The sequence below is a fragment of the Nocardia xishanensis NBRC 101358 genome, assembly GCF_001613365.1.
GTDB lineage: Bacteria > Actinomycetota > Actinomycetes > Mycobacteriales > Mycobacteriaceae > Nocardia > Nocardia xishanensis.
In genome coordinates, this window is record NZ_BDCF01000006.1 from 1 (window position 1) to 17,418 (window position 17,418).

Annotated in this window: 14 protein-coding genes, 1 tRNA gene and 1 pseudogene; 14 read left to right on the top strand and 2 right to left on the bottom strand. The window is 68.1% G+C overall.

What is annotated here, in order from left to right:
• The 4 genes and pseudogenes from NX1_RS06350 to NX1_RS37765 all read left to right on the top strand — a co-directional run.
• Positions 1-250: pseudogene (locus NX1_RS06350) on the top strand (type II secretion system F family protein); the annotation flags it as partial.
• 447 nt (positions 251-697) lie between these two features.
• Positions 698-898, top strand: a complete 201-nt coding sequence (locus NX1_RS06355) for a DUF4244 domain-containing protein (RefSeq protein WP_068055888.1) — start codon at positions 698-700, stop codon at positions 896-898.
• Positions 899-1,014: 116 nt separating this feature from the next.
• The gene (locus NX1_RS06360) at positions 1,015-1,386 is read left to right on the top strand and encodes a TadE family type IV pilus minor pilin (protein ID WP_068055891.1); all 372 of its coding nucleotides are present in this window, start codon (positions 1,015-1,017) and stop codon (positions 1,384-1,386) included.
• A 581-nt stretch (positions 1,387-1,967) separates the two neighbouring features.
• Positions 1,968-2,390: an Rv3654c family TadE-like protein gene (locus tag NX1_RS37765; RefSeq protein WP_281216030.1), complete on the top strand. Its 423-nt coding sequence runs from the start codon at positions 1,968-1,970 to the stop codon at positions 2,388-2,390.
• 336 nt (positions 2,391-2,726) lie between these two features.
• Here NX1_RS37765 and sftH read toward each other — a convergent pair whose 3' ends face one another.
• Positions 2,727-5,144 (bottom strand): DEAD/DEAH box helicase, encoded by a 2,418-nt coding sequence (gene sftH, locus NX1_RS06370; RefSeq protein ID WP_084501112.1) that lies wholly within the window; start codon positions 5,142-5,144, stop codon positions 2,727-2,729.
• A gap of 397 nt (positions 5,145-5,541) precedes the next feature.
• Here sftH and NX1_RS06375 point away from each other — a divergent pair, with 397 nt between their 5' ends.
• The 3 genes from NX1_RS06375 (at position 5,542) to NX1_RS06385 (ending at position 9,990) form a co-directional block, all read left to right on the top strand.
• Positions 5,542-5,748, top strand: a complete 207-nt coding sequence (locus NX1_RS06375; protein ID WP_011206895.1) for a cold-shock protein — start codon at positions 5,542-5,544, stop codon at positions 5,746-5,748.
• 863 nt (positions 5,749-6,611) lie between these two features.
• Positions 6,612-9,425 carry a type I DNA topoisomerase gene (gene topA / locus NX1_RS06380; protein ID WP_245668372.1) on the top strand — a complete coding sequence of 938 codons (2,814 nt, stop codon included), beginning with the start codon at positions 6,612-6,614 and terminating at the stop codon, positions 9,423-9,425.
• Positions 9,426-9,486: 61 nt separating this feature from the next.
• Positions 9,487-9,990, top strand: a complete 504-nt coding sequence (locus NX1_RS06385; protein ID WP_068055312.1) for a mycothiol transferase — start codon at positions 9,487-9,489, stop codon at positions 9,988-9,990.
• A 21-nt stretch (positions 9,991-10,011) separates the two neighbouring features.
• Here NX1_RS06385 and NX1_RS06390 read toward each other — a convergent pair whose 3' ends face one another.
• Positions 10,012-10,557, bottom strand: coding sequence for a DJ-1/PfpI family protein (locus tag NX1_RS06390; protein WP_068055899.1), 546 nt, complete (start codon positions 10,555-10,557; stop codon positions 10,012-10,014).
• 140 nt (positions 10,558-10,697) lie between these two features.
• Between NX1_RS06390 and NX1_RS06395 the strand changes: the two genes are divergently transcribed.
• The 7 genes from NX1_RS06395 to NX1_RS06425 all read left to right on the top strand — a co-directional run bounded on the left by NX1_RS06395 (position 10,698) and on the right by NX1_RS06425 (position 17,359).
• Positions 10,698-11,903, top strand: coding sequence for a DNA polymerase III subunit delta' (locus NX1_RS06395; RefSeq protein WP_068055314.1), 1,206 nt, complete (start codon positions 10,698-10,700; stop codon positions 11,901-11,903).
• 72 nt (positions 11,904-11,975) lie between these two features.
• Positions 11,976-12,051, top strand: a tRNA-Thr gene (locus NX1_RS06400).
• 445 nt (positions 12,052-12,496) lie between these two features.
• Positions 12,497-13,186: an esterase/lipase family protein gene (locus NX1_RS06405; RefSeq protein WP_068055317.1), complete on the top strand. Its 690-nt coding sequence runs from the start codon at positions 12,497-12,499 to the stop codon at positions 13,184-13,186.
• 114 nt (positions 13,187-13,300) lie between these two features.
• Positions 13,301-14,281 carry an alpha/beta fold hydrolase gene (locus tag NX1_RS06410; protein ID WP_245668359.1) on the top strand — a complete coding sequence of 327 codons (981 nt, stop codon included), beginning with the start codon at positions 13,301-13,303 and terminating at the stop codon, positions 14,279-14,281.
• Between the two features lie 83 nt (positions 14,282-14,364).
• Positions 14,365-15,627, top strand: coding sequence for an FAD-dependent oxidoreductase (locus NX1_RS06415; RefSeq protein ID WP_068055320.1), 1,263 nt, complete (start codon positions 14,365-14,367; stop codon positions 15,625-15,627).
• 52 nt (positions 15,628-15,679) lie between these two features.
• On the top strand, positions 15,680-16,525 hold the full coding sequence (locus tag NX1_RS06420; RefSeq protein WP_068055323.1) for a helix-turn-helix transcriptional regulator: 846 nt from the start codon (positions 15,680-15,682) through the stop codon (positions 16,523-16,525).
• A 69-nt stretch (positions 16,526-16,594) separates the two neighbouring features.
• Positions 16,595-17,359: a glucose 1-dehydrogenase gene (locus tag NX1_RS06425; protein ID WP_068055326.1), complete on the top strand. Its 765-nt coding sequence runs from the start codon at positions 16,595-16,597 to the stop codon at positions 17,357-17,359.
• Positions 17,360-17,418: the final 59 nt, after the last annotated feature.

Here is a 17,418-nt window from a genome sequence, read left to right on the forward strand (position 1 = left end):
GATCGACTCGCTGGCGCGGATGGCGCGACGTTCGGCGCGGTCCGGCGCCTCGCTGGCGGTCGCCGTCGGAGAACTCGCCGACCAGCACCGACGCGCGGTCGAGGATGCGGCAGCGGCCCGCGCGGAACGCGCGGGTGTGTTGGTCGGCGGGCCACTGGGTTTGTGCTTCCTGCCCGCGTTCCTGTGCTTGGGCATCGTGCCCGTGGTGATCGGTCTGGCGGGCCGCGTCCTCGAAGGAGGTCTTCTATGAACGGGGACCTCCTCGTCATGAGTCGCGCTCGACGGCAACAGGCTTGCTCGTGCGGATCGGCCGCGCGGGCTCGAGAGAAAGGGGAAGCCGGTGCGAATCGACAAACCGACGGATCGCGCGCGGCGACGAGTCGTCGGCCGGGCGCTCACCAAGCGGTTGGCTCGCGCTCTAGTGGCCGCAGGGGATTCGACGGCCGAAGTAGTCCATGCGCTGCGCGGTCCGAGGGAGGGGGCGGCGGGCCCACGAAGGTCTTCGATCTTGCGAGTCGCCCGGATCGTCGGCATCCGGGTAGCCCGGATCCGTGTGAGGTCGCGCAGGAAAGCAGCGCGGTGCGGTATGGCTATGCCGAGAACCGCGAGAGGCCAGGAACTCAGCCGGGCCGTGGCGTCGAGAACCACAGCGGGCGAGGCGGATTCGTGGTTCCGATCCCGCGCTCTCGGCGGCCGGATCCGGGCGGCCATTGCGCAGCTCCACCTTCGCACGGCGCGGGCAGCCGTCGCCGACGACGGCATGAGTACAGCGGAATATGCCATCGGAACGATCGCCGCGGCAGCATTCGGCGCGGTGCTGTACGGAGTGGTGACCGGGGATTCGATCGTGGACGCGCTGACGAAGATCATCGATCGCGCCCTGAACACCACGGTGTAGTCGCGGCGACCGAACAACCTGTCGGTGCTGGTCGGATCCACGGTGATCGCAGCGCCATGTCGGTGCAGGCCAGCCGGCGTATCGGCGATGGTCGGATTACGGAGGGTGGCCGCCCTATCGCGGCGTGCACCGAAGGATGTGGCGGTTCTCGTCGGCTCGCGGACGATCACGGGGCCGTCACGGTGGAGGCGGCGATCGCGCTCGGGTCCCTCCTCGTCGCGGTGATGGTTTGTCTCGGAGCACTGCTCGCGGCGTCGACGCAGGTCCGCTGCGTCGACGCCGCCCGCGAGGCAGCACGACTTGCGGCCCGCGGCGACGAAGCCAACGCCGCCGCGGCGGCCCGTCGTGTCGCCCCGCCGAACGCCGCCGTCTCGCTTCGCAGGGAGCACGAGCACGTGGTGGCGGTGGTATCGGCGCGGACACCGCTTTTGCCCATCGAGCTGCGCGCCGAAGCGGTCGCGGCCCTGGAGCCGGAGGTAGCGCGGTGAACGGGAGGGTCGACTGCACCCGCAGCGCCGGGATCAGGTCAACATCGCCGTTACTGCTTCGCCGAACGCGACGAGCATCGGCGAGCCGGATGAAAGCACCGTGGCCTGCCTATGCACGTCGTCCGTCACCGGTCGGCGTCCGTGGATCACGAGTTGGCTCGCTGTTGCGCTGGCGGTCCCTGATCGTCGTGCGTCGATCTGACGCGGTGTTGGACTCCGGGTCATCGGTCCGTGCGTGTCGACCGCGATCCAGAGCGGTGTTGCGCTGGCCGTCCCCGGTGGGCGTGTATCAATTCGACGCGGTGTTGCGCTGGCGGTCACCGGTGGGAGCGCGTCGACGGCGACCCGTTGCGCTGATGGCTGGGGATCTTTGGTCGTGGTGCGAGACGGCGTTGCGTTGGCGGTCACCGGTTCGTGACCGTCGACTGCGGCCCGACGTGGCGTTGCGCTTCCGGTCTTTGGTCGGTGTGTGGCGGCTCGACGCAGCGTTGCGCTGCGGCCGTCTTGCCAGTGTGTGGCGGCCCGACGCGGCGTTGTACTGGCGGTCTGTGGTCGGTGTGCGTCGATCCGACGCGGTGTCGCTGTGCCCATCGACGCAGTCAGCGTGGGGAGCGTGGCACAGAAGTAAAGGGAGCGATCGATCGCGTAAGGAGAGAGGGGAGCGGGGTGGGGCGACGGTGTTCGCGTGTGTGGCGTTGATCGGGTTGATCGCGGCTGCGCTGATGATCGGGCAGGTGGGGATGGTCGTGGTAGCGCGGCATCGGGCGCAGGCGGAAGCGGACCTGGCGGCATTGGCGGCGGCCGGGGCATTGGAGGGCGGGGCCGAGGCGGGATGTAAGGCAGGGGAGGAGGTGGCGCGGCGGATGGGATCGCGGATTAAGGAGTGCCGGATCGATGGATGGCACGCGACGGTGGCGGTGGCGCGGAATATACCAATGGGTCTGTTCGGAGTGCTTACGGTTCATGCGGTTGCTCGGGCGGGACCGGTCGCGGAGGAACAGTGACCGATGAGTATGCGCACTCGCCGGTGTTAGTTACGCACCACGAATTGAACCATAGGAATAATCGAATAATTACGATGCGATATCTATTTTACCGGCGGGTACGGAAATTCCTTGGCGGTGAATCCGCACGTCGCGTGCTACGAGCCATGGCAATACCCTAGTTAACATGAATCTAATCCTCTTTATTCGGGCGCACCCGGTGCCCCTGTGCGACGGGACAGCTGGAGTCGACAGGGGCAGCCGACGGCCGGTGACCGGTCCGTAGACGGCGCCCCGGTCACGGACGGAGGACACTGCCGTCACGAACCGAAATCCGCGCCGTCACCTGCGGATTTGTCAGCCCCGGGCGGGGCCGTTCAGCTCGGCCAAGACGGCGGCCAGCAGCCGTGCCGCGGCCCCTTTGTCGAGTGGGTGGTTGCCGTTCCCGCACTTGGGCGACTGCACACACGACGGGCAGCCCGTCGCGCACGCGCAGGACTCGATGGCCGACAGGGTCGCCGAGAGCCAGCGACGCAGCTGGGCGAAGCCGCGCTCGGCGAAGCCGGCGCCCCCGGGCTGGCCGTCGTAGACGAAGACGGTGGGCAGGCCGGTGTCCGGATGCTCGGCGGTCGACACGCCGCCGATATCCCAGCGATCGCAGGTGGCGACCAGGGGCAGCAGGCCGATAGCGGCATGCTCGGCGGCGTGCAGTGCGCCCGGCGCATGCCGCGGGTCGATGCCCGCGGCGGCGAGGAGTTCGGGGGTGACGGTGTAGAAGACCGCGCGGGTGGGCAGGGTCTGCGGCGGAAGATCCAGCTCGACCAGGTCGAGCACCTCGCCGGTAGGCAGGGTGCGCAGATAGCCGATCACCTGGCTGGTCACGGTGACCTGCGCCAACGCGCTGGTCACGCGCCCGTGGCGGTGCTGTCCGGCGAGGGTGTCCACGGCGATGTCGGTGACCTGCCGCGCGCTGGTGCTCCAGCCGGGTTCGGCGGCGTGCACGAACGCGACGCCGCCGTCCAGGTCGAGCTCGTCGACCACATAGGTCTCGCCTTGGTGCAGGTGGACCGCGCCCTGGTGCAAGGTGGCGGGGGCGCGCCCGGCGTCGGCGGTGCCGAGCAGCCTGCCTGTCTCGCCGTCGACGATGGCAACCGGCGCACCGATACCGCCGCGGACGTCGACGTTGTCATGCGGTTGAGCGTCCGCGGTCACATACCAGCGCGCGGCGCCGTCCCGACCTGCGACGCGACGCCGTATGAGGCCATCGGCCGCGAGGTCGGCGAGGACCTCACGCGCGCCGAGTTCGTCCACTTCGGCTTCGGTGAGCGGCAACTCGAGCGCCGCGCACAACAGCTGCGGTCCCAATACATAGGGATTGCGCGGGTCGGTGATGGTGGCCTCGACCGGCTTGTCCAGCAGCGCTTCCGGATGGTGCACGAGGAAGGTGTCGAGCGGATCGTCCCTGGCCACGAGCACGACGAGCGAGCCTTGGGTGCGCCTGCCAGCCCGGCCCGCCTGCTGCCAGAAGGAGGCGACCGTGCCTGGGAAACCGGAGATCACCACCGCGTCCAAGCCCGCGATGTCCACACCGAGCTCCAGCGCATTGGTGCTGGCCGCACCGAGCAGCGAACCGTCGGAGAGGGCGGTCTCCAGTTCGCGCCGGTCCTCCGCCAGGTAGCCCGCGCGGTAGGCGGCGATCCGCTCGGCGAGGGCAGGATCCACCTCGGTGAGCAGCCTGCGCGCTTCCATCGCGGTGAGTTCGGCGGCGCGTCTTGACCGGACGAAGGTGAGCGTTCGCGCGCCCTCGACCACCAGGTCGGCCATGATTCGTGCCGCCTCGGAGGTCGCCGAGCGGCGTACGGGTGCGCCGTTCTCGCCGGTCAAGGTGGTGAGCAAAGGCGGCTCCCACAGCGCGACGGTGCGCGGCCCCTGCGGCGATCCGTCATCGGTCACCGCGACGCAGGGCGCGCCGATCAGCCGGGACGCCGCTGCCGCGGGTTCGGCGGTGGTCGCCGAGCACAACACGAAGACCGGGTCGGCGCCGTAGCGAGCCGCGATCCGGCGCAGCCTGCGCAGTACCAGGGCGACGTGCGAGCCGAAGACGCCCCGGTAGGCGTGGCATTCGTCGACGACCACATAGCGCAGCCTGCGGAAGACTCTGGCCCAGCGCTGGTGGGAGCGCAGCATGCCGACGTGCAGCATGTCTGGGTTGGTGAAGATCCACCGCGCGTTCGCCCGTACCCATTGGCGGATCTCGGCGGGGGTGTCGCCGTCGTAGGTCGCCGGGTGCACATCCCGCAGCGGGCCTTCGTGCGTGAGCTCGCCGATCGCGCGCAGTTGATCGGCGCCCAGGGCCTTGGTGGGAGAGATATATAGGGCGGTCGCCTTCGGGTCTTCGAGGAGCGCGGTGAGCACCGGCAATTGGTACCCGAGGGATTTACCGGACGCGGTTCCCGTGCTCACCACGACGTGCCGCCCGGCTGCCGCCAGGTCGGCTGTCTCGGTCTGGTGCGTCCACGGCGCCGAAATCCCGGTATTGCGCAGGGCCTCGACGACGTCAGGGGCCGCCCAATCCGGCCACGCGGTGACGCCGGCGGCCCGCGCGGGCAGCTCTACGACGTGAGTGAGGCGAGGATCGCCGTCCAGGCCTCCGGTTTGGACACGGTTCAGCAACGATCGCCCGTATCCGGGGCCGCTATCGCGCCCGGTTCGCGCCACCTGGTCCGTTGGATTCACGGCGTGGCGATCCCGACACGCGAGGAAAGTGTGAAACATGCGTGGTTGGGAAGGCTCACCAGCCATTTCGATACCAAATAGCGATCTGGGTCACAGTCCGTTTGCCAGATGCTGTACCGGTTATCCAAGGGCAAACGAACCTGAAGTACGGATTCGAGCATTGTGTCCCTCACCTGCGCATTCGCAAGATCAACTTTTTTGCAAATTGTCGGTAACTCGACTGTTGAATTGCTCGAAGACATGGTTCACTGGTTCCTGGTCGCAAGCTTCTGTGTTCGAGGGACGGATCCAAAGTCCAAACCGTCAGCAGGATCGATGTTGCGAACGGTGTGCTTGGTGCTTTCCTGCAGGGGGAACCAAGAGTACAGCGGTCGGAACGGACCCGGTGGACGAACCCAGTTGTCCGCCGTTCCGGTAAGAAAAGAGAAGGAACAGAATGGCACAGGGAACTGTGAAGTGGTTCAACGCGGAGAAGGGGTTCGGCTTCATCGCGCCCGAGGACGGCTCCGCTGACGTCTTCGTCCACTACTCCGAGATCCAGGGGTCGGGTTTCCGCACCCTCGAGGAGAACCAGAAGGTCGAGTTCGAGGTTGGCCAGGGCACCAAGGGCCCTCAGGCCACCGGAGTTCGCGCGCTCAGCTGAGCGGCGCTCATCTACAGCTCGTCCCCCACCACCGGTCGCCGGAGGTGGGGGACGAGCTATATCCGGGGCAGCCGAAAAGGGCATTCTGTTCGTGAAAAATATGAACAAAATGCCCTGCTGTACCAATCGGTGTGACTCCCAATGGCCGCTGACACTCGAAAGGGCTGGTTGGTGAGCCGTCGCGCCGCTCCGGGGGAAGTGTCCATCACCTGAGTCGAGCCGGTCTGCGAACGCAAAACCGCAGCTCCGGGAGCTATCGGCAACCAGCTCGTCGCCGTTCACCGAGCAATCGAGCCGATCCGGCGCCCGGCTCGGCCAGTGTGCGGCGTTGCGCGGTGCCGCATGTTCGCCGCAGCCGAGATAATCGGCTTCGGTCCAGACCTTCGCCCCGGCCCGAGCCACCGGTAGACCGGCCGCAAACAGAACCGCGCGGATCGGCCGAACCATCCGGTCGGCCCGATCCGCGCCGAAGCCCCTTGACGTCCATAGGGATTGGCGAACAGCCACACATCCGGCCGCTCCCTCACTCCGTATACATCGGAGAAACCATCCGACAGCCGGGCGTCCCTTGGCTTGGGGACGAGCGGCGCCAGCCGAACGCGCGCGCACCAGCGCGGCAAACAACAGGGCATACTGATCGGCAGTGATCACGTACGCTCAGTGGTTCGGGTCGCAAGCCTCGACCACAACCAGCGTCAAGGTATAAACGTGACTGGTAGCGATGTCAGCGTCGCCGCCGCTTGCCCCAAACCGTGCACAAACGCGCGCCAGCGCGCCGCGCGGGTCGAGAAGGAAAGGTGTTTTCGCCGGTGGCAACACGAGACCGCGGTGCAGCCGACCAGGGCCGTCCCCTGCGTCGTCTCGTGATCGTCGAGTCCCCGACCAAGGCCCGCAAGATCGCGCCCTACCTGGGTCGCAACTACACGGTGGAAGCCTCCGTCGGCCACATCAGGGACCTGCCGCGCGGTGCGGCGGACGTGCCTGCCAAGTACAAGGGGCAGCCGTGGGCGCGCCTCGGCGTGGACGTCGACAACGATTTCGAGCCCATCTACGTGGTGAGCCCGGACAAGAAGGCCAAGGTCACCGAGCTCAAGAGCCTGTTGAAGGACGCCGACGAGCTGTATCTGGCCACCGACCCCGACCGCGAGGGCGAGGCGATCGCCTGGCATCTGCTGGAGACGCTGAAGCCGAAGGTGCCGGTGCGCAGGATGGTGTTCCACGAGATCACCGAACCCGCCATCCAGGCCGCGGCCGCCGACACCCGTGAGCTCGACCCGGACCTGGTCGACGCGCAGGAGACCAGGCGCATCCTGGACCGGCTGTACGGCTACGAGGTCAGCCCGGTGCTGTGGAAGAAGGTCATGCCGCGTTTGTCGGCGGGCCGCGTGCAGTCCGTCGCGACCCGCGTGATCGTGCAGCGCGAGCGGGAACGGATGGCGTTCCGTTCCGCGGAGTACTGGGACATCGCGGCCAAGCTGGACGCGGGTACGGGCGAGGCGGCCGAAGCGACGAATCCGCGGACCTTCGGCGCGCGCCTGGTGAACGTCGACGGAGCGCGGGTCGCGACCGGCCGGGATTTCGGACCCGACGGGCAGCTCAAGGCCAGCAATGGCGTCGTCGTCCTGGACGAGGGCTACGCGCGGCGGCTGGCGGAGGCGCTCGACGGCGCGGACCTGGTGGTCTCGTCGGCCGAGGCCAAGCCGTACACCCGCAAGCCGTATCCGCCCTTCATGACCTCGACGTTGCAGCAGGAGGCGGGCCGCAAGCTGCGCTTCACCTCCGAGCGGACCATGCGGGTGGCCCAGCGGCTGTACGAAAACGGCTACATCACCTACATGCGTACCGACTCGACCACCCTCTCGGAGTCGGCGATCGCCGCGGCCCGCGCCCAGGCGACCCAGCTCTACGGCGCGGAGTACGTGCATCCCACGCCGCGCCAGTACAACCGCAAGGTGAAGAACGCGCAGGAGGCGCACGAGGCGATCCGCCCCGCGGGCGACACCTTCGCCACGCCGGGACAGCTGCACGCGCGCCTCGACAACGACGAGTTCCGGCTGTACGAGCTGATCTGGCAGCGCACCGTCGCCTCGCAGATGGCCGACGCGCGCGGCACCACGCTGACGCTGCGCATCACCGGCGTCGCGGGCACCGGCGAGGAGTGCGTGTTCTCCGCGTCGGGTCGCACGATCACCTTCCCCGGCTTCCTCAAGGCGTACGTGGAGAGCGTGGACGAGGAGGCGGGCGGCCAGTCCGACGACGCCGAATCCCGGCTTCCCGCACTGGAAGAGGGCCAGGGCGTCACGGCGGTCGAGCTGAATCCCGATGGGCACACGACGAATCCGCCCGCGCGCTACACCGAGGCCTCGCTGATCAAGACGCTCGAAGAGCTCGGCATCGGCCGCCCTTCGACGTACTCCTCGATCATCAAGACGATCCTGGACCGCGGATACGTGTACAAACGCGGCAGCGCGCTGGTGCCGTCGTGGGTGGCGTTCGCGGTGGTCGGGCTGCTGGAGGCCTACTTCGGCAGGTTGGTCGACTTCGACTTCACCGCCGCCATGGAAGACGATCTCGACGCCATCGCGGGCGGCCGTGAGCAGCGCGGGAACTGGTTGTCCAGCTTCTACTTCGGCGGGGATCACGGCGTCGAGGGTTCGGTCGCGCGCTCCGGCGGGTTGAAGAAGATGGTCGGCGAGCAGCTCGACGACATCGACGCCCGCGAGGTCAATTCGATCAAGCTCTTCACCGACGCCGAGGGCCGCGACGTCGTGGTCCGGGTCGGCCGTTTCGGGCCGTACCTGGAGCGGATGGTCGTCAATCCCGATGATCCCGAAGGGGATTTGGTTTCCCAGCGGGCGAATCTGCCCGACGATCTACCGCCCGACGAACTGAACCCCGAAGCCGCGGAGAAGCTGTTCTCGACGCCGCAGGAAGGGCGCAGGCTGGGCGTCGATCCCGAGACCGGGAACGAAATCGTCGCCAAGGAAGGACGTTTCGGCCCGTACGTCACCGAGATCCTGCCCGAGCCCGCCGCGGAAGAGACGCCGGCCAAGAAGACAGCGAAGAAAGCGGCCGCGCCCAAGCCGCGCACCGGTTCGCTGTTCAAGTCCATGGACCTGGCCGGCATCACCCTCGACGACGCGCTGAAGCTGCTGTCGCTGCCGCGGGTGGTCGGCTCAGATCCGGCATCCGGCGAAGAGATCACGGCGCAGAACGGCCGGTACGGCCCGTACCTGAAGAAGGGCACCGATTCGCGGTCGCTGGCGTCGGAGGACCAGATCTTCACCGTCACGCTGGACGAGGCGCTGAAGATCTACGCCGAGCCGAAGCGCCGCGGCAGGCAGGCCGCGAGCGCGGCGCCGCTGCGCGAACTCGGCAACGACGCGGCCACCGGCAAGCCGATGGTGATCAAGGACGGCCGGTTCGGTCCGTATGTCACCGACGGTGAGACCAACGCCAGCCTGCGCAAGGGCGACGAGGTCGAGTCCATCACCGACGAGCGCGCCTCGGAGCTGCTGGCCGACCGGCGCGCCCGCGGCCCGGTGAAGAAGGCGGCGAAGAAGACCGCGGCCAAGAAGACACCGGCGAAGAAGGCGACCGCCAAGAAAGCCGCGGCCAAGAAGACGACCACAGCGAAGAAGACCACGGCCAAGAAGACGGCCGCCGAGAAGTCCTGAGCGCGGCCTCCCGGTGGGTTAGCCTCGGTCGGTACGGCCCATATCCGGGAAAGGACCGACCATGGCCGATCGGGAGCGCGAGGATCTGATCGCGATGCTGGCGGATCAGCGCGAGCTGTTCCGTATCACCGTCCGCGGCATCGACGACGAGCAGGCGCGCAAGCGCACCACGGTCAGCGAGCTGACCCTCGGCGGGCTGCTGCACCACCTGATCAACTGCGAGCGGCACTGGACCTCGGTGATCGTGACGCGCGACGAGCACGCCGAACTGGACGTCTCGCAGTTCGACGGCGAGTACGTCATGGCGCCGGACGAGACGGTGCAGGGTCTGCTCGAAACTTGGGACGAGGTGGCGGCCGCCACGGCCGAACTGATCAGGACCGTGGACAGCCTCGACACCTCCATCCCCACCCCGACCGCCCCGTGGACGCCCGAAAGAATTTGGCAGACAGTACGTTTCACGATCCTGCACATCCTGCGCGAGATCGCGCACCACTCCGGGCACGCCGACATCATCCGCGAAGAACTGGACGGGCAGAACAGCACCTACTCCAGGGCCTTTTGAGCGCCGAAGGCGGAGGTGCGCCTATTCGCTCAGTAGCCGGAGGAATTCACGCATCCACGCGGGATGGTCCGGCCAGGCTCGTCCGGTGACGATGTTGTCCTCAACGTGCGCCTCGCTGTCGACGAACTTGCCGCCCGCGGCCTCGATGTCGGGGGCGAGGGCGGGGTAGGCGCTGCACGAGCGGCCGGTGAGGATGCCCGCCGCGGCGAGAATCAGCGGGCCGTGGCAGAGGGCGGCGATCGGCTTGCGTTCCTCGGCGAAATGCTGGACGACGCGTTTACAGTCCGGGTTGTTGCGCAGGTATTCGGGCGCTCGGCCGCCGGGCACCACGAGCGCGCTGTAGTTCTCCGGCGTGACGTCGGCGAGCGCGAGGTCGGCGGGCCAGCTGTGGCCGAGCTTCTCGGTGTAGGTGTCGAAACCGTCCGCGAAGTCGTGGACGACGAATTGGAGCTTCTTCACGGTCGGCGCCGCGATGTCCACCTCGTGTCCCTCTTCGAGCAGGCGCTGGTAGGGGTAGAAGACCTCGAGGTCTTCGGCGGCGTCCCCGGCGATCAACAGGATTCTCACGATGATTCCACCTCCGCAACGAGGATCCGCCAGTGCGGTGAGCTCGGTCAACGACTTCGCGATCGATGCCGCGTGTCGCGCGGCGACGGGCCGTGACCGGCCGGGGGAACGTGTCGGATCGGACGGCTAGGGTGTATGCCGTGGCGGGAGTCTTCGATCGGTTGGTCGGCCAGGATGCGGTCGAGTCCGAGCTGACGGCTGCCGCGATCGCGGCCCGCGCGGGCGTGGTCGAGGGCGCGATGACGCACTCCTGGCTGTTCACCGGACCACCCGGCTCCGGCCGATCCATCGCGGCACTGTGCTTCGCCGCGGCCTTGCAGTGCACGGATGCGGGCACGCCCGGCTGCGGAAAGTGCCACGCCTGCACCACGACCATGGCGGGCACGCACGGCGACGTGCGGCGCGTGGTGCCGGAAGGGCTGAGCATCAGCACCAAGGAGATGCGCGATATCGTGCAGGTCGCCTCGCGTCGCCCGAGTACCGGGCGCTGGCAGGTGGTGGTCATCGAGGACGCGGACCGTTTGACGGAAGCGGCGGGAAACGTGCTGCTCAAGGTTGTCGAGGAGCCGCCGGATCGCACGGTGTTCCTGCTCTGCGCGCCTTCGGTGGACCCGGAGGACATCTCGGTCACGCTGCGCTCGCGCTGTAGGCACGTGCACTTGGTGACGCCTTCGGTCCCGGCCATCGCCCAGGTGTTGAAGGAGCGCGACAAGCTCGACGAGAAGACCGCGAACTGGGCGGCCGCGGTCAGCGGCGGCCACGTCGGCCGGGCGAGGCGGCTGGCCACCGACGAAGAGGCGAGGGCGCGCAGGCAGCGCGCGCTGGCCTTGGTCGCAGCCGTCGCGCGACCGGGCGCGGCCTACGCCGCCGCCGACGAACTGGTGAAGGCCGCCGACGACGAGGCCAAGCAGATGAGCGCGGCCCGCGACGAACGCGAACGCGAGGAGCTGGCCACCGCGCTCGGCGCGGGCGGGACCGGCAAGGGAGCGGCGAGCGCGACCCGCGGGTCCGCGGGCGTGCTGAAGGATCTGGAGCGTCGGCAGAAGTCCCGCGCGACCCGCACCGGTCGCGACGCTCTCGATCGCGCCCTGATCGACGTGGCGGGGGTGTACCGCGACGCGCTCGCCGTCCGCTTCGGCGCCGCCCGCGCGGGCTCTGGCGTCACCCTCACGCATCCGGACCTGTCCGACCAGATCCACGACCTCGCCGATCGCGTCCGCCCCGAAGGCCTGCTGCGCTCCATCGAGGCCGTGCTCGCCTGCCGCGAAGCCCTCGACCTCAACGTCAAGCCTCGTTTCGCCCTCGCGGCCATGGTCGCGGCCATCATGGCCGCTCAATCCGCCTGACCGCACCCCGCACGACCACCCGTTTTCGCGATCCGGGCGCGGAGACGATAGACTCGCGTCGCCGAAAGGCACGCCGCCTTAGCTCAGTCGGTAGAGCGCTTCACTCGTAATGAAAAGGTCGGGGGTTCGATTCCCCCAGGCGGCTCCATATTCTCTGGTGGAGGCCGGTTTTGGAACCGGGACACCCGTCCGACCGGCCGAACCCCGATCAAGTCACAACAGCGTGGCTCGCACGTCTGCTGCTCAGCCCGCATTTCAACGCGTGCGCGATGTTCCGACCTCCGGGCGGGCGGTGCTCTACGCGGTGCTGGACTGCATCCCCCCCCCCCGGACAGGCCAACAGCGAGGAGCACGGCCGCCGCGTCGCAGCCAAGCGCTGGACTCGACGCCCGTATGACTCCCGCGACTCGTCCCGCGCGGTCAGCTCGTCGGAGTTGCGCAGCTTCTCCCGCGATCTCCGCACGGAATGCCGCGAGATCCCCGGGATCCGGCGGCAAGTTGAACTAGCCCAGTTTCACAGTGTGCGAAATTAACCTTGCGGCGCTAGTTTTCTGTCTGCTCGCAATGCGGCGAGCAGATCGGAGTCAACACATATGCACATCGCATCGACCATCCGCCGCCTCGGAATGGCCGCAATCACCCTGGTCGCGACGGCCACCGCTGCACTCGGTATCGCCACGCCACAGGCTGCTGCGGCGCCGGCACGGGATCCTATCCTTTTCGTCCACGGATGGCAGGGATCGGCGTCGAACTGGGATTACATGTGGAGCCGGTTCCTGGGTGCGGGGTACTCGGCGGGGGAGATGGCACGATTCAGCTACGACAGCTCACAGTCGAACGAGGACATCGCGCTCGAGGTGAAAGCGCAGGTCGATGCGCTACGCGCGAAAACCGGTGCCGCCAAGGTCGACATCATCACCCACTCCATGGGCGGTCTCAACAGTCGCTGGTACCTGAAGAATCTCGACGGCCTGAATTTCGTCGACGACTGGGTCTCCATCGGCGGCCCCAATCACGGCACCGACGTCGCCAACGGATGCCTCGACGCCTCCTGCGAGGAGATGCGCCCCGGCTCGGCCTTCCTGGCCGAACTCAACAACGGCGACGAAACCCCCGGCAAGGTGAACTACGGCACCTGGTGGTCACCGTGCGACGAGATCATCAACCCCGATCAGAGCACCATTCTCAGCGGTGCCACTAATACCCAGACGCTGTGCCTCAGCCATGTCGGGCTGCTGTCGTCGTCGCCGGTGTTCGACGGCGTGCGCGACTTCGTGAAGTAGTCGGCCGAACCTCAGCCCGGCCCCGTCTCGCATCCGCGAGGCGGGGCCGAATCTTCTACGGTCCGGGAACATTTGTTCAAGCCACCGGCCTCGGCCAGCGGCGACAGTCAGAGGGTGACTTCGCCCGTACTCGACAACCATTCGCACGGAACATCACCCGCGGGAAAGCGCCGCAGGCGCCGTTTCGTCGCTGCGGCCATAGTCGGCGCGATGGTCGTGCTGTTGCTCGGGAACTCGGTGCTGACCGCCCACCAGAGCGCCGCGGCCATGGGCGAATCGACACTGACCGTCGACGGTCGGGACATCCATATCAGCCAGGACGGTCTCGCAGGTCACCCCGCGCTGGTGCTGATCCACGGATTCGCCGCGTCCACCCGCTGGTGGGACCAGCTGGTACCGCTACTGACCGACTCCTACCACGTCATCCGCATCGACCTGCTCGGGCACGGCAGTTCGGCCAAACCCGACGGCGACGGCTACTCGATCCCGCAGCAGGGCAACCGGGTCGCCGCGGTTCTGGAACAGCTCGGTATCCGGCACGCCATCGTGATCGGCCACTCCACCGGAGGCTCGGTCGCCACCTCCCTCGCCGAACAACGCCCCGACCTGGTGACCGCGCTCGCGTTCATCGGCACCGGACCCAGCCTCGCCGACGACACTTCCGACAGTCCCGTCACCCGGCTGCTCACGACTCCGGTCGTCGGGGAAGCGTTGTGGCAGTTACGCACCGACGGACTCCTCCGTCAGTCCTCGAGCAGCGCCTTCGCCACCGACGACTTCCCGATCCCGCAACAGTTCGTCGATGACCTGCGCGGTATGACGTACCACTCCATCACAGCGACCATGGCGGCCGCCATCGACTATCTGAACCAGCGGACCCTTCCGGACCGGCTGACCGCCCTCGCCAAACCCTTGCTGGTGATCTTCGGTGAGCAAGACCGCCGGTGGCGCTACTCCACCTCCACCGCCGCATACCGCACGGTTCCCGGCGCGACGGTGGTGACCATGCCGGACGTGGGTCACTCGCCCCTGGTCGAGGATCCCGCCCGAACTGCCGAAATCCTGTTGTCCTTCACGGGCATCCACATCTCCTGAGCCGGACCGAGCGCCATGGCCGGACTCGAGTCCATGCCGCGGCGCTCGCCGTCAAGATTTCTCGTCGAGTAAGGAAACTGCCCATGCGGATTCTCATCTCCGGCGCCGGTGTCGCCGGTCCGGTGCTGGCGTACTGGCTGACCAGGCACGGATTCTCCGTCACCGTCGTCGAGCGCGCGCCCGCACTGCGCAAGGCCGGCGGTCACGCGGTCGACCTGTTCCGGCCCGCGATGAACATCTCGGAGAAGATGGGTGTGCTCGCGCGCGTCGAGGAGCGCGCGGTCGGCACGAAACGGATGAGCCTCTACCAGGAGGGGTCAGGGCGACCGGTCCGGGTGGACCTGTCCAAGGTCTTCGGCGCCGCCTCCGACCGGCACGTCGAGATCATGCGCGACGACCTGGGCGAGATCTACTACGACGCCGCGCGCGACGACGTCGAATATGTCTTCGGCGACTCGATCACCGCGATTTCGCCCGATGGCGAGGTGCGGTTCGAGAAGTCCGCGCCGCGCCGATTCGACCTCGTCGTCGGCGCGGACGGGCTGCACTCCACCGTGCGTCGCCTCGTCTTCGGCGACGAGTCCCGTTTCAGCGCCTTCATCGGGGCCTATCTCGGGGTGATAACCCTGCCCAACTATTCCGGCCTCGACGGCGAACTCCACATCCACGTCGGCGTCGGCCGCACTGCCGGAATGTACGGCGCGCGGCACCTCGGCGACGCTCGGGCGTTGTTCTTGTTCCGCAGCGAGCACGAGCTCGACTACGCCCACCGCGACGTGGCCCGGCAGAAGCAGCTGCTGCGCGGTGCGTTCGGCGGCCTGCACGCCGACGTGGACCGCTGGCTGGACGAACTCGACCGCACCCCGGCGTTCTACTTCGACTCGATCACTCAGCTCCGCATGGACACCTGGTCGCGGGGGAGGGTCACACTCGTCGGCGATGCAGGCTACTGCCCCGGCCCGGCTGTCGGCGGCAGCACCACCCTCGCCGTCGTCGGCGCGTACGTGCTCGCCGGGGAGCTGGCGCGGGCCGGTGGTGACCACGAGCGCGCCTTCCCCGCCTACGAGCGAGCGATGGCGGCGCACGTGCGCGGCAGCCACGCTTTCGCGCTGAGTGCGGCGAAGACTCTGATCCCGACGTCCCGCCTCGGCGTGTCGGGACTGGTCCATGGCGCCCGCCTGATCTCCGCCCTGCCCGCGGGCCCCAGCCGGGCCTTCGTCCGTCTCACCACCAAGGGTGCCCGCCTCTTCGACGCCATGACGGTCGACGACTACTCGTCGTCACCCGCTCCGAGAGACCGGGTCGGCCCCGCGGGCGACCATGGAAGCGGTTTCGGGGTGGAGTAAGGAGGTCGGCCGATGCGACGAAATCGGGTGCGCGACGTTGCTACCGTGATTCGTGGCCAATGAATCCGCGCAGCATCCCCGTGAGGAACTCCGTCACTTCCTGCGCACGCGACGCGCGCGCCTCGGGCCCGCGGACGTCGGCATGCCGGTGACGGGACGACGGCGGACGCCAGGGTTGCGGCGCGAGGAGGTCGCGGTGCTGGCCGGGGTGGGGGTGTCGTGGTACACGTGGCTCGAGCAGGGGCGTGACATCACTGTGTCGACAGAAGTGCTCGACTCGATCGCCGACGTGCTGCGGTTGAGCAGACCGGAACGGGCGCACCTGTATCTGCTGGCTGGTATCAATCCTCCTCCCGCCCTTGATCTTTCGGGGGTCGAGGTGACGCCCGAGGTGCGGCAGTTGCTCGACGCGTGGGGTCGGCGGCCCGCGGTGGTGCGGGACAGGTACTGGAACGTGCTGGCGTACAACGACGTGGCGCGCGCGGTGTTCGGCTATGACGGAACCGGGCACAACTGCCTGATCACCTACTTCACCAGTCCGCGCTATCTCGCGATGGACGAGCGGTGGGCGGCGGCGGCTCCTGCGGTGGTCGCCGCCTACCGTGCCGATGCCGCGCTGTTTCCCGGCGATCCCGAATTTCGCAGGGTCGTGGCCGATCTCGCGTCGGCGAGCGCCGAGTTCGCCGAGCTGTGGGAGCGGCACGAGGTGGGCGTTCCCGTCCAGGCGGTGAACGCGCTGCGGCATCCGGAGGCCGGTGACCTGTTCTTCGACGCGACGACACTGACTGTCGCCGATCATCCGGACTGGTCGCTGGTTCTCTACAACCCGCAACCCGCTACCGATACCGCGACCCGCCTCGATCGGCTGTCCCGCCTGCGCCTGGCCGACTCCGCCTGAAGGTGGTGGTGCCACACCCACCATAAACGCGCTCTGTTCGTCCCGCGCGCCGGTCGGCACGCTGAACGCATGACATACGAAAACCCCCGATTCGACGGCAAGATCGCGCTCATCACCGGTGGTTCCAGCGGTATGGGGCTGGCCACCGCACACCGCTTGATCGCGGAGGGCGCCCGGGTCGTCGTCACCGGGCGCGACAAGGTCAGGCTCGACGCCGCCGTCGCCGAACTCGGCGACCGCGCGTTCGGAATGCCCGGCGACGCAGCGGATCTCGCCGATATCGATGCGCTGACTACCGCCATCCGCGACCGGTACGGCCGCCTCGACGTGGTGTTCGCCAACGCGGGCATCGGCGCCTTCCAGACTATCGATGCCGTCACCGAGGCCGAATTCGATCGCGTGGTCGGCGGCAATTTCAAGGCGGCGTTCTTCGCCGTCCAGAAGACGCTCCCGCTGCTGCCCGAGGGCGCGTCGATTGTCATCAACGCTTCGTTCGCCCTCCACCGCGGCGTCCCGGCGGCCGCACTCTACTCGGCCACCAAGGCCGCCGTGCACAACCTGACCCGCACCCTCGCCGCCGAACTGGCGCCCCGGCGCATCCGGGTCAATTCGGTGAGCCCCGGCTACACCGACACCCCCGCCTTCCGCGCCGAGACGACCGATGCCGCGCAGCGCGCCATCGTCACCAACGTCGCCGCGGGCCGCATCGGTACCGCCGCGGAGGTGGCGGCCGCGGTGGCGTTCCTCGCCTCCGGTGAGGCGTCCTACATCAACGGGCAGGACCTGGTGGTCGACGGTGGGCTCACCGCGGCCGTCCCGGCGGCGATGCTGTAGCGACGGCGCGGTCTTGCCCGCTCGGCGACTGAGGGCCAACGCCGGGCGTTGGCGCGTGG

Excerpts from the sequence above, each read along its gene's own strand:
- sftH (WP_084501112.1), bottom strand. The coding sequence starts at position 5,144 with ATGTTTCACACTTTCCTCGCGTGTCGGGATCGCCACGCCGTGAATCCA.
- NX1_RS06375 (WP_011206895.1), top strand. The coding sequence starts at position 5,542 with ATGGCACAGGGAACTGTGAAGTGGTTCAACGCGGAGAAGGGGTTCGGC.
- NX1_RS06385 (WP_068055312.1), top strand. The coding sequence starts at position 9,487 with ATGGCCGATCGGGAGCGCGAGGATCTGATCGCGATGCTGGCGGATCAG.
- NX1_RS06405 (WP_068055317.1), top strand. The coding sequence starts at position 12,497 with ATGCACATCGCATCGACCATCCGCCGCCTCGGAATGGCCGCAATCACC.
- NX1_RS06415 (WP_068055320.1), top strand. The coding sequence starts at position 14,365 with ATGCGGATTCTCATCTCCGGCGCCGGTGTCGCCGGTCCGGTGCTGGCG.
- NX1_RS06425 (WP_068055326.1), top strand. The coding sequence starts at position 16,595 with ATGACATACGAAAACCCCCGATTCGACGGCAAGATCGCGCTCATCACC.